Origin of the sequence: Natrinema sp. HArc-T2, from assembly GCF_041821085.1 — an archaeon.
Lineage (GTDB): Archaea > Halobacteriota > Halobacteria > Halobacteriales > Natrialbaceae > Natrinema.
Window position 1 is genome coordinate 1 of record NZ_JBGUAZ010000010.1, and the last position, 12,649, is coordinate 12,649.

General features: G+C 58.8%; 11 protein-coding genes and 1 pseudogene. 3 read left to right on the plus strand and 9 right to left on the minus strand.

What is annotated here, in order from left to right; translation table 11 throughout:
• The 5 genes and pseudogenes from ACERI1_RS17015 to ACERI1_RS17035 all read right to left on the minus strand — a co-directional run.
• A partial coding sequence (locus ACERI1_RS17015; RefSeq protein ID WP_373619656.1) for an MFS transporter occupies positions 1-660 on the minus strand: 660 nt, incomplete at its 3' end.
• Between the two features lie 254 nt (positions 661-914).
• Positions 915-1,190 (minus strand): HalOD1 output domain-containing protein, encoded by a 276-nt coding sequence (locus ACERI1_RS17020; protein WP_373619657.1) that lies wholly within the window; start codon positions 1,188-1,190, stop codon positions 915-917.
• A gap of 101 nt (positions 1,191-1,291) precedes the next feature.
• Complete coding sequence (locus ACERI1_RS17025) at positions 1,292-1,963, minus strand: helix-turn-helix domain-containing protein (RefSeq protein ID WP_373619658.1); 672 nt, start codon at positions 1,961-1,963, stop codon at positions 1,292-1,294.
• Between the two features lie 229 nt (positions 1,964-2,192).
• Positions 2,193-3,014, minus strand: a complete 822-nt coding sequence (locus ACERI1_RS17030; RefSeq protein WP_373619659.1) for an ArsR family transcriptional regulator — start codon at positions 3,012-3,014, stop codon at positions 2,193-2,195.
• Positions 3,015-3,176: 162 nt separating this feature from the next.
• A pseudogene (locus tag ACERI1_RS17035) lies at positions 3,177-3,295 on the minus strand (IS6 family transposase); the annotation flags it as partial.
• Between the two features lie 333 nt (positions 3,296-3,628).
• Here ACERI1_RS17035 and ACERI1_RS17040 point away from each other — a divergent pair.
• Positions 3,629-4,765 carry a tyrosine-type recombinase/integrase gene (locus ACERI1_RS17040; RefSeq protein WP_373619660.1) on the plus strand — a complete coding sequence of 379 codons (1,137 nt, stop codon included), beginning with the start codon at positions 3,629-3,631 and terminating at the stop codon, positions 4,763-4,765.
• A 260-nt stretch (positions 4,766-5,025) separates the two neighbouring features.
• Here ACERI1_RS17040 and ACERI1_RS17045 read toward each other — a convergent pair whose 3' ends face one another.
• Positions 5,026-5,505 (minus strand): hypothetical protein, encoded by a 480-nt coding sequence (locus tag ACERI1_RS17045; protein ID WP_373619661.1) that lies wholly within the window; start codon positions 5,503-5,505, stop codon positions 5,026-5,028.
• Positions 5,506-5,631: 126 nt separating this feature from the next.
• On the minus strand, positions 5,632-6,474 hold the full coding sequence (locus ACERI1_RS17050) for a thioesterase family protein (protein ID WP_373619662.1): 843 nt from the start codon (positions 6,472-6,474) through the stop codon (positions 5,632-5,634).
• A 164-nt stretch (positions 6,475-6,638) separates the two neighbouring features.
• Between ACERI1_RS17050 and ACERI1_RS17055 the strand changes: the two genes are divergently transcribed.
• Complete coding sequence (locus ACERI1_RS17055) at positions 6,639-7,040, plus strand: PaaI family thioesterase (protein WP_373619663.1); 402 nt, start codon at positions 6,639-6,641, stop codon at positions 7,038-7,040.
• A 147-nt stretch (positions 7,041-7,187) separates the two neighbouring features.
• Here the strand turns inward: ACERI1_RS17055 and fdhF are convergent, their stop codons facing one another.
• Entirely contained in the window at positions 7,188-10,514 is a 3,327-nt protein-coding gene (fdhF, locus tag ACERI1_RS17060; protein ID WP_373619664.1) for a formate dehydrogenase subunit alpha, read from the minus strand.
• Positions 10,511-12,037, minus strand: coding sequence for an NADH-ubiquinone oxidoreductase-F iron-sulfur binding region domain-containing protein (locus ACERI1_RS17065; protein ID WP_373619665.1), 1,527 nt, complete (start codon positions 12,035-12,037; stop codon positions 10,511-10,513). Before ACERI1_RS17065 ends, fdhF begins: the two co-directional genes overlap by 4 nt.
• A gap of 311 nt (positions 12,038-12,348) precedes the next feature.
• Here ACERI1_RS17065 and ACERI1_RS17070 point away from each other — a divergent pair, with 311 nt between their 5' ends.
• Positions 12,349-12,621 carry a hypothetical protein gene (locus ACERI1_RS17070; protein WP_373619666.1) on the plus strand — a complete coding sequence of 91 codons (273 nt, stop codon included), beginning with the start codon at positions 12,349-12,351 and terminating at the stop codon, positions 12,619-12,621.
• Positions 12,622-12,649 lie beyond the last annotated feature (28 nt).

Sequence of the window (12,649 nt, forward strand, 5' to 3'; positions counted from 1 at the left end):
TAAGTCGCTGATCCTCGCGTAGAGCCATGCGGCGTCAACTGTAGTTGCGTTCTGCGAACCTCTCGGCGGTCGATGGTAGACGAAACTCGAGATGAACACGAGAACGGCAGTCACACCAACGACGGCAGCAAAGGCGGATCGGAAACCGGTCTGGTCGAACAGCCAGAGCCATGCGAACGGCAGCACTAACGGGCCGAGACCGATCCCTGTCATCGTGAGACTCGTCGCAAGCCCTTGATAGACATCGAACCATTGCGGTGCAAGCGAAACGACGATCGTAAACGCGGTTCCTCCGGTCGTGCCAAGGAGTACAAACGCGACAACGACACCGAGATACGAGTTGACGATCTGCAGGAGTGCGGTAGTAATAACGAGGCCGATGCCGATCAGTGCAAGGACCGGTCGGAGGGGGAATCGAGCGGCGAACACGCCGAAAAGGCCACCGGCCATGAGGAAGACTGCAGTCGTGATTGAAAAGACCGACGAGACCTGCAATGCAGAGAGGCTGAAGGTCGCGGCGAGGCGATCGGCGTAGACGGTGAAGGTAAAGACAGCCCCCCAGATCGCCGTGAGAATGCAGATGCCGAGTCCGACGATCAGCCACCCCTGCGCGGAATCGAGGGCCTCCTCGTGCGCGTTGGACACCTTAGTTGCGGTCACACTTTGCCCCTCCTAGTGACGGAGTAGCGCGCCATGTGTCTACGAACTGTAATTATTCTTAGAGAGTTTTGATCATCTAGGTCGGGCGTTTTTGCCAAGAGGCTGTATAAATAAGTCATTCTTATTGTTTTGGCATCAAAAATTCATTTATTTCCGGAATGGGGCGTCATTTCGCAGACACTCATGTCTTCCTGTGCCAGTGAGGACTCACCCTGCTGTAGCACCACCTCATGGAGTCGTACGTGGCTGATCCATTAGCGATTGAGAACCGCGATTTCTCCGTCGCTCTGAACGCGGATCTCGTAGCCACAATACACGAATTGCACGTGGCCCGATGTTTGGGGGGCATCGCTGCTTGCGGAGTGAAAGAGTGCATCCAGCGCTTCAGGATTGATCACCGAATACAGCGGTGGAGACAACTCTACTGGATCAACACCTTCCAAGTCGGAGATCAGTTCGATGATCATCATACTCAGGTCCTCGTCTGGCTCTGCTGTGGGGAACGATTTTGTCTGGATTTCTGCTTCCATACCAACTCGGTTCGGTGTATGTCTCCTCAACGATATCGCCGAATAGTTTGACTGCTTTTAAGCAGGAACGGACGCCGTCCGACTGTGCACCGCGGCGGGTCTCAGTCCGATTCGACCGCGAACAGGGACTCGAATACCGTTGCGTTGATTCTACGGAGATGGGACGATAGCGTTGACGGCGCGATGTCAAGCTCAGCAGCGACATCTTTCGCACTGGCGCCGTCTTTGTCGTAATAGCCCATCTGGGTCGCGACCCGGGCGACCTGTCGCTGGCGATCAGTCAGCGCCGCTTTGATCCCAGCCTGTTCATCTATCGGCTGTGCTCCGGAACTCCGGAGTACCTCCAACTCGAACTGGATATCCTCCTCGCGGCAATATTCCCATAACGTACCGAAGTGGTCTCGTTCGCCGGTCTCTAACCGAAAGCGCCAGCCGCGATCGGCGCTTTCGCTGTTGACGACGTGGATACCGAGTTCGGAGAGCGTCGGGGAAACGAGTATTGTCGCTGGACTCAACTGGACGCGGTACATCCGTGTATCGCCGAAGTCCATCGTTTGGGTCCACTCTGCGACCGTCTGGTCGCGAGCAAGCTCCGTTTCAAATACGTGGAAGTCAACGTCCGTTACCCGGTAGAGGACGGTCGGTACGTCTTCGGTCGTCGCTGGGCGAACGGATTCCTCCGTGATCGACGCGTGGGGAACTGCCTCGAGTGTTGGCGCTAACGGGGCGTTCGGATGAGTCAGCACAATATCGGCGATAAAACTCTCGGGCACTGGAGACAGCGAAGGTATTCATCCGTAGGGTGAAAATTCCTCTGTTTACACTATCAGGGTAATATTACAAGGATTTTATAATGGCGCACATATGTGGCCTTTATTTTGTATTATGGTGGAAAAATATAACATGCCTGTGGGATTCTCGGGGACAAGTGAGCATACGCAACTGCTATTCGGTGCAGGCGAAGTAAGTCTCGAATTCATGCTTCATAGCAAATATTGATGGTCAGCTTTCAAACGGAAGATTGCCAAGGAACTCGTCACTCTGGTAATCGAGGTGATCTAATCGCGGTCCGAGCAACTCACGGGTCAGGACCACCAAGGGGTTGGTCGTTCCTTCACCGACCATTGCGATCTCCGTTCTCGTCCCATCAGCAGCTTCATCCCACAGGCCGACGACGACTTTCGCTCGATCAGCAACAATCAGCCGACTTACTTTGGGATAACTCGACTGTTCATACATCCAGTCCATTTGGGGATCCCATATCGTCGCTGCTGGAAGACGCTCCCGGAAGAACTCTCGAGCCTCTCGGCTTTTTGTCCCGGCATGGAGTTCGACTCCCCGCTCGATAGCTCTCTTTGCATAGGGGAGACACTCTTCATCGAGTAGTTCGTCGGAGGCGTAAATCAGAAACAGTTCATCTTCGGCTGTATCAGCCAACCCCCGGCAGTAGTCGTACACCTCTTCGCTCCCTTCAAGTCGTCCAACGGTGCTTTCGTCCGTTCTGCGACCTGTTCCGACCTGTGAGAGCAGGTCGTCGAGTACGTCTATATCCATCCACTCGGCGTCACTTGTCAAGTAGTTCTGGCTAGTGACGATGCTTTCGTCGTGGTCGTAGTTGATTAGCCCTGCCTCGTCAAGTCGAGGAAGATGGTTGTGGTGGAGCGAGATAACCGTCTGCTCGATGCTCTCGTCGTCCTCCGAAACGAGTTGTTCCGCGATCTCGGACACAGAAAGTCCGTGTGAAGCATCAGTGAGAGCGGTCAAAACCGCCCGATTCGTGGTATCTGTAAGTAGCCGAATGAGTTCCTCGTCCTGCGAATCCATTACCATTGAATACTCCTGTTGGATAATAAGGAGAAGGTCTCAGTTCACATACACGATTCTTGAATAGTTATCTATCAACTCTAATTGAACGTAACTCCACCGACAACAATTACTAAGCAGGTCTACTTTGCGATCGCTGCGCCATCGTGCGTGTCAGACCGTCATGCCAACCAAGCGAAGAATCGCTTGTGTCTCTCGGAGCAAACACCCGTCCGCCCATGCTCCCATGATTCATAAAATCCCGTCGCATAGCACTCGCTGAGCAGGTCTGCGAACGGCATGACCAAACTATGGCTTTACGACCTGCTCGCTTCTCAAACTGGTTTATCGAGACAGTGCTAATTATACAGAACGGTGTGTTGTTCAACCATACAAAAATAATGTGAACCAAAGCTCAGACTGTAGGCGCTCTTTCGAGCCGTGGAAAACACCCTACTTGGCTGAAGCCGTCCGCTTCTGCCCCGCTAACGTCCCGATGTGCCATCTTCCGAGCCACGGATTTTTAATATATCATCATACCATTTACTATGTGGCGGTCTGTACCGTAGAACACTCGAGAAGCCTGGAATTAGCCGAATGAGTGTGTTCGCGAGCCACTGTGCATTAGTACAGTAATGCACAGTGAATTTATGCACCCCGACACTGTACGGGAAATCGAACAGATGGATCACAGCGATTCCACGGCGACACCCGGAGAACACGCCCTTGAGGATACCATCGACGCCTTCCTCGAGTCGGGTAACAAGGCCGGCAACTACCGCGATGCCCTCGAGCGCGTCTTGACCGACTGGCGACAGCGCCTCGAAGCCCGTGGCACCGGGACAGTCGAACATGTCTCGAAACGCGACATGGCAACGTATGCGCAAGCGCTCTCGAACGACGAGACAAAGACCGCAGCGACCGCGTGGACGTACTACGACTACGTCTCGGCATTTCTCTCTTACTGCGTGAAATGGGACTGGCTCGAAGACAATCCCGCCCAGAAAGGGATCGCACTCGACGAGCTGCCACCGCGACCGGCGAAAAAGAGCGGTGATCAACAGTTCTGGTCGGCTGAAGATCGGAAGGCGTTGCTCCGATTTGTCGATCGTCGTGCCCACGAGGCCGTCGACGAAAACGGCTCAGCCGCACTCGAGGAACTGCGCGATCGTGCGCTCGTCTACCTGCTGGCCTATTCGGGGGCTCGTGGCGGGGAAATCCTTTCAGACCCACGCGACGACCGGCGTAACGGCTTGCGATGGGGCGACATCGACCTCGAGAACAACCAGTTCCAGGTGCTCGGCAAAAGCCAGCACGAAGACGAGGAGGTCCAACTCCCAAAACAAGTGCATCGACCGCTCGAGCGGCTGGAACAAGCGCTCAAGCCGCCGACGCCCGAGTGGCCTGTGTTCGTGACGAGCCATGCCCCATCGTTGTACAGGGCACTCCCCGACGACGCTGATCCGTCTGTGGGTGGGCCACTCGAGTTACATCGGGAACATGGGGTCGTTCCGCCGTCGCTATCGACCAACGGCGGTCGGTCAGTTCTGAAACGGCTGTGTGATGCGGCTGCCCTCGAGATCGACGGCGAGTACTTGAAGCCCCACGGCGCACGGCGTGGTGTCGGTGAAGCCATCTATCGCGAGCACGGTGCGGCCGCAGCACAACGGGTGTTGCGCCACGCTGATCCTCGGACGACCTCACAGATGTACGCCCATATCGAAACTGAAGAATTGGCAGAGGAGACGTCTGAAGTCTTCGAGAACGAGTGAACTCAGTTTTGTGTAAACTGGTAGTTAGCCAATACGTCCTATACCTCTATCACCGTTCGTGTGGCTCGAGTGTTCTACGGGCAATAAACTAAATTTCGCTGTATAGATTCTACGGTGTAGAAGATGAGACTTTGATGGGCTCAGCAAGCCTGTAATACGCAGTCTCGGACGAATTAGTGAACAGGAATTGCTTCAAATCGACTCTCGAGCATCATTCTTATTGAACATCAACTATTTCGAAGCATCTGAAATTAAATCACTTACTCGTTGGTGTACTGAACAGCAACCCACACCTCGTTTTCAGAGTCTGAGTTGGGAAGAAGAAGGACTTCATCGACCAGACTCGTACGAACGCACTCTTCCCAAGCCTCCATCGCAGTGTCATGGTATTCATTGACAGTAGCTGTATCGACGTCCTCACCGTGATCGTTGCGAGCGATCGATCGTGATTCTTGTCGCGTCGGAATCGAAATTCGCGTTCGATTCCGATCGTAATCGCCGCGGACGTCAACAAAGGCTTCGGGACGAAGATTGATCGCTGTAGAATCAACGTCCGAGGGCGAATCCGTGTCATCCAGAACGTGGTGTCGCGCCGTCACGTCACCTTCGAACGGTGGTGAAATGCGGAGGACGTGGCGACGGTGTTCAGTCTCGTCGTCGCGATTTCGTTTGAACGCCGCAACGATCGTTGCAGGGTCAACGACGACCGTTTTGATTCGGTCCGCTACAGGTTGAGGCACACCTCGAGCCATACTATCGAATGCCTGTACTCTCTCCACCGATAAACCGCTATTGGTCGCTGAGCTCGATGGTCTCTGAACCATATCGATACTAACCAGCCGAGTCGGTGAAGTGAACGGTCCCCGCTATGGTTCGAACGGAGCAATCATTTCGTCGTCGAACGGGACGGGTACCCCGCTTCGATCGAAGCAGCCGTATTCCGTGACTCCGCTGATGTTCGTCGCTCCATCGCTCGTTAGTTCGTGCCTGACGCGGATCGTCTCTCGGTCGACGTGTACCACGTTACAGTCGACGTGAAGTTCGGTTTCGAAGTGAACAGGCGACTGAAACTGCCATTCCCACTCGCGGAGCCGATATGGCTGTTTCTCGCCGGCGAGTTCGCCGACGGACGTCCCCTGTTCAGTGAGGAACTCTTCGAGAGCAATACCCGCAAATCGGGGATACTCTTCGAAGTACGCCAGATCTGCGCCTTCGATGTAGGGGCTCCGAATCGGGACCGATGTCGAATACGAGGGGAGGTCCGAACCCTCGTTCGATTCCGTCGTCGGCCCGACTTCGGGATCACGATCGACACACGCGTCCGCGAACGCCGACTGCACCTGTTCGGGTAACGGACGTGCAGCGCCGGTCGGTGCGATCGTCACGTGGGTCATTCGCGCCGTCGCGAGACGCTCCCCGTCGTCGTCGAGAACTTCGTATAGGAGTTCGACGCTTGAGTCCCCGACGCCGATCGGGACCGTCTCGACGGTGATCGTGTCTCCGAGTGCGGGATATCGGTGAACAGTGGTATCGACCACGACCGGCGCGTAGGGAATACCGTCCTCGGCGAGGATCTCTTCGAACGAGTAGCCGAAGGCGGCGGCTACCTCCTGTGTCGAAATCAGCTGCCAGTCGAAAAGGACTGAGCCGTGAACGAGCGGTCCGGCGAGCTCTCCGAATCGGACGTCGGTATCGCTAATCGTTTGCACACCACGTCCCTATTCAGTCGAGTATTACTACATTACGGAAAACGGCAAACAATACTACGTTCGATCGACGAGTTCACTGCGCGGAAGCCAGCAGTGGAGACATTTGGGTAAAGCTCACTACCCGAGTCGCACGGCTTTTTATGCAACAATGACCTTTCGCTCATATGACTGCTGACGAAGAATCGAACGGGGACGAATCGTTCGACGATCCGTTCTGTGACCATCTCGGGATCACGTTCGACGAAATCGAAGACGGTGAAGCCACGGCGCGGATGCCGGTTACGGAATCGCATTTGAACTTTGCCGGCGTCCTCCACGGCGGTGCTGTCTTCGCGCTTGCAGACGCAGCAGCCGGGGCAGCGCTTTCTTCCCGTATCGGGAACGACGCCAGCATCGCACTCGAGGCGAACGTGTCCTTCCTCGAGGCAGTGGACGTCGGTGAGACGGTCGTCGCGACTGCGACGGTGCCACACGAAAGCAGGAAGACGGCGGAAATAACGGTCACGATCGAGACAGAAGCGGGGACGCGCGTTGCCTCATACCGGAGTCGGGGGTACAAATTCTAGCGACTGCCGGCACTCTATCCTTCGATAACGACGCCGCTCAGTTAGTCACGCTTTCGCGAACGGGCTCATACGATTTGCTGTAACGATGTACCGGTACAACCGCAGGGCGGTCGCGGTTGCGCCGGCACTGACTGACAGCAGACCGTATCAGTCGTCGGAAGCGGCGCCATCACGACGTGCCCTGACGGCTGGCGCTTGAAGCACCTCGGCGTCGGTCTCCGAACCAAGCGGTGTGACGCGGACACTCGTGACCTTGTACTCAGGGATGCCCGACTGTGGATCGAACGTCTCCTGTGTGAGCGTGTTGACCGCGCCGGCGGCGAAGTGCATCGGGATGAACAGCGTTCCCGCGTCGACGCGATCGGTGAGCTGTGCTCTGACTACGATCTCACCGCGTCGGGACTCAACGTGAACGTAGTCCCCGTCGTCGATCTCGAGGCGATCAGCCAGGTGCGGATGGATTTCGACGAAACTCTCGCCGACGTGGCTCATGAGCCCTTCGACACGGCGGGTGAGCTGGCCAGTGTGCCAGTGATAGAGGACCCGACCCGACGTGAGTGTGAGTGGGTACTCCTCATCTGGAATCTCTCCAGGTTGCCCGCTGTCTGCCGGGACGAATCGGGCGCGCCCATCGTCGAAGTTGAAGTTACCCTCCTCGTAGTCGTACAGATACGGCGTCCCGGGGTGGTCATCGGTCGGACAGGGCCACTGAAGCCCGTGTTGGTCGCCTGCCTCGAGGCGCTCGTAGCTGACGCCGCCGTAGATCGTCGTCACGTCACTGATCTCGGCCATTATCTCCCGGGGGTGGTCGTAGCTCCAGTCGTATCCCAGACGGTTCGCTAACTCCTGAGTGATCTCCCAGTCCTGGCGGGCGTTTCCAGGCGGGGTAGCCGTCGGGCGAACACGCTGGATACGACGTTCCGTGTTGGTGAACGTGCCGTGTTTCTCCGGTGATGTGGCTGCAGGGAGGATTACGTCCGCGTGCTCTGCCGTCTCGGTCATGAAGATGTCCTGGACGACGAGGAAGTCAAGCGCCTCGAGAGCCTCGCGAGCGTGTTCGATGTCGGGTTCGGAGAGGGCGGGGTTCTCGCCGACGATATACATGCCCCGCAGATTGCCTTCGTGGGCCTCGCTGAACATCTCGGGCACTTTGAGCCCAGGTTCGGCGGGTGGCTGCTCGCCCCACGCGTCCGCGAATTTTGCCTGCACGTCCTCGTCGGCTGGATCCTGATAGCCGGGCAGACTGCCGGGGAGCGTCCCCATGTCGCCGCCACCGCCCTGCACGTTGTTCTGGCCGCGGAACGGGGAAAGGCCAGCCCCCGGTTTTCCGAGCTGACCCAGCACGAGCGCGAGGTTTGCAAGCGCGAGGATGTTCTGCGTGCCGTGACTGGACTGAGTCATGCCCATTGCCCAGCCGAAGACGACGGTATCGGCCGCAGCGAGGGTTTCGGCGGCCGACTCAAGATCGGCTGCCGGGACACCGGCAACCTCCTCGACCCGTTCGGGTGTGTACGGTTGGACCTTCTCACGGAGGTCGTCGAAACCGGTGGTATTGCGCTCGATGAACGCCTCGTCGTGGAGGTCGTGTTCGATGATGTACCGAATCAGTCCGTTGATCCAGGCCACGTCGTAGCCCGGTTTGGTTCGAGTGTACTGGTCGGCGTGTTCGGCGATGCCGATCCTTCGCGGATCGAACACCATCAGGTCGGCACCGTCACGGACGTTCTGTTTGATGCGCGTTGCCAGCACCGGGTGGCTCTCGGTCGTGTTCGAGCCAGTGATGAGGTAGGCGTCTGCCTCGCCGACATCTTCGTTGATGCGGTTTGTCATCGCACCGTAGCCAAGCGTCTGCTGGAGGGCCGCGACCGTCGACGAGTGACAGAGACGCGCGCAGTTGTCGATGTTCTTCGTCCCTAGGACCTGCCGGGCGAACTTCTGGACGAGATACGCCTCCTCGTTCGTTCCCTTCGACGACGCGAGACAACTGACCGCGTCGACGCCGTGTTCGTCCTGTATCTCACGAAGGTTCTCTGCGACGTACTCGAGGGCCTCGTCCCACGAGACGGGCTCGAATTCGCCGGAGCCGGTTCGGACGAGCGGTTCCGTAAGTCGTTTGTCGCTGTTTGCGAACTCGTGGCCGAACTTTCCTTTGACGCAGGTCGAGAAATTGTTTGCGGGTGCTGCGGACGGCTCGTCGACCGGCTCGACGCCGATCGTGTCGCCGTCTTTCCCCCACATCTCGAAGCGACAGCCGACTGCACAGAACCCACACGTCGTTTCGGCAGTGTCGATCCTGTCGAGGCGCACGTCGCTGACGAAATCGGCGATATCGAAGAGTCGCCCTTCGGGAAGTGTGTTCATCGCGATGCTCTCGGCGGTGTGTTCGCCGGCGACGATCGCTTTCCGACCGTACTCGCTTGCCAGTTGCGCCGCACGGTTCTTGGCGCTCTCCATGAAGCGTGCGACTCTCGCCTCCTCGTTGCTGTCGGTGTCGGTCGCGTCGGAGGAATCGGCGCAACCGGGATCGGGAGGCCGATTGGGTGCGGACGTCTCGTCGAGCGTTTCGACGGCGTCGGTTTCGATGACCTTCCCGATCGAGTTGCGCTGAGTGAATCCCGGAAGCGGCAGCGTACCGGCACCGCCGATTCCCTTTTCGGTGAGTGCGCCGGTCGGACAGACCGTCGCACAGTGTCCACAGGAGACACAGTCCGACTCGGCCATCGTCTCTGCGTCCGACTGGAAGCCGATCCGGGTGTCCTCGCCGTGGCCCTCGATCCGGAGGACGCCCTCGACCTGGACGTCGTTACAGCCCTCGACACAGCGGTTACAGAGAATACACTTGTTGCGATCGATCTGGATGAACGACGAGGTGTCGTCGAGCGGTTCGTACTCGTCGCGGTCCGCGAAGACACCATAGCGTGGGTGATCGACACCCTCGCTGATCGCGGCGTCTTGCAGTTCACACCGACCGTTTCCGTTACAGGTCGTACAGCGGAGGTTGTGATTCGAGAGGACGAGATCCAGGTTGACGCTCCGGCTCTCCGCGGCGTCCGGCGTGTCGGTTTTGACCGTCAGTCCCTCCTCTGCGGGGAACGAACAGGACGGAACGAGGCCGTGTTCCTCGGTTTCGACCATACAGGTCCGACACTCGCTTCGCGGCCCGATCTTGTCACTCGCGTCGCCATCCCGATCGTAGTGACACAGCGCGGGCACGTCGGCGTCGTCCTCGAGGCCGTCGGCACCGTGCTGGACGGTTACCGTCTCGTCATCGACAGCGTCCATCGCGTCGATGACGGTCGAGTCTGGCGGAACGGTGACCGTCGTCCCATTAATCGAGAGGGTCGTTGGATGGTCGCCGGCTGTGCCGACAGGCGGGTCGTTCGCAGTGCCGGTCTCGAAGTCGGCTGTCACTGGCGTCTGTTCCTGTGTGTCGTCGATCGCCGGTACGTGCGGCAGTGGCTCGTCTGTACTCATAGTTGGGTCGAACACGTTCCGCTCGGACACTGTCCATCAGCGTGAACGCGAAATTCCGGTTCGAATTCGTCTATCGCCGTTACCACGGGCCGCGGTGCATATTCTCCGATCTGGCAATTACTCGAGCGAGTCATGACCCGCCCCAGTTCACGGATATCATCGCTTCTGAACGAGCCCTGGTAGAGTTCGCGAAGCAGTTCGGTGAGCTGTTTCGTTCCTTCTCGTCCCGGAACGCATCGACCGCTGTTCGCTTGGGAGGCAAAGCGCGCTCGCTCGCCGGCGGTCGCGACCGCACAGCGGTCGTCGTTCAACAGTTCGACAACGCCGTCCGTTCCGAGACCAGCAGCGGTAAGCGACTGTGCGGTCGGGGCGAGATCCAGTTCGGTCGTTATGCCACCGAAGACGCCGCCGACACACGCCATTTTGAACGAACCGTCCATCGAGACGGCATCGCGAGCCACCGCGAGTTCCGTCCCGGCGTCTAGTTCGACGACCGCCGGCACGTCGACATCGCCAGTGACGGTCACGAGCCGTGTCCCCGGATCCGGCGCGTCCGCGTCGAACGACGGTGGGGACCGCATCGCTCGCTGGAGCTGTGCGACCGTCCGGGGCGTGTGTACGACCGTCGGACGACCGTAGAGGCCGTATTGGGCCGGCGTCGGCGGTTGCAGACGCGGCTCGATCCGATCTGCCCCTTCCATCGCCTCGAGCGCGGCCGTCGGCGACCCAGCGCGGTACTCGTCGGGGCCGGCGACGACATCTGGGACGACGGGCAACACGTCTTTGACCGCGTCGACGGCCTGTCTGACGTGTTGCTGCAGTGCCGTCTCGCGCTCGTTCAGGTAGATCACTGCGTCCTCGGCACCGACGAACGACGCGACCGCCGCGACGCCATCGAGGACCGCGATCGGTGCGCTGGCGAGCAGCGTCCGGTCTGCCTGCTGGCGGTCGTCAGTCTCGTGTGCGTTGACGACGACGACGGGATCACCGTCGGTGTCACGAGCCGTCGTCCATGCGTTGGCAGCGGGCTGGTCCGCGACGGCGTCTCCCCTGCCGCGGGCGAGTACCCCCGTCTGTGCGGCGACACTCACATCTTGTTGCTCGGTCGAACAAAGCGCGTAGTCGGCCGGCTCAAGTGGATCGATCCAGCCACACGGGCCGAGGACGCGTCGGTGGCCGACGGACAGCGGACCGGTTTCCGGAACCGGGAGCGACGGCGTATCCGGGTCGTGTTCGACGACCGCATCGGCGTGGGACGTCGGGAACGTTCCTGATTCCAGTTCGGTGGCGAGCTCACGTGCGTCGGACGACGACGCCGAGTAGAAGAAGGCGGTTCGTCCACCGTCGGTCGCGAGGACCAGCGGCTCGAGTTTTCTGCTGCCGGTCGGTCCTGTTCGGACGATTGGCACGGAATCCGTGGCATCGCGGGCAGCAGCGTAGACCCGATCGCCACGATCCGCCGTCACGTCCGCCGAGATGCGAACGACCGGCGAGCGGTCAACGGTACCTGTAACATCCGTCATCGATGTCCATCGTTTGGAGTGTGGTACTAAAAACTACCCGAATATCACACTGCGGTGGACGTCCGTCCTGTCGACGATCGACGAGAGTTCAAAACGGCGGCTCGAGCTGGGGTTCATTTCGGCGGGCTTGCCGCCCAAGCACGACCACAAGCACCAGTACGACGATACCGAGTACGATCGATCGGGGTTTTGCCATACGTTCGTTCTCCGTGGTCGACCATGTAACGTCTTCGCTTCAGAACACGCACCAGCGGGCCAGTGAGAATCCGGTATCGAAGCGTTGAGGACGCGTCGACCGCTTCGCTTGAACGATGACGAACCCGCAGTTCGAGGACCTTCGAGCACAGGCCGCCGACGCAATCGACGATGACGATCTCATGTCGGTATACACGGGGCTCGTACACGAAGACGGTCGCCACGAGTACTACTTCGGGAACGACACTGAGGAAGCGACGGAGCTCCGAGAGGCGGCTGCAATCCAGCTCGGCATGATGCTCCGCGTGCTCGCGGACCGCTCCGACAGCTCCGTCGACGAGCTCACCGAGCTCGCAGCTGAACGCGCCGAACAAATGCAGCTCCGATAGTCTGACCCAGGCAACCACGGCTCAGCCG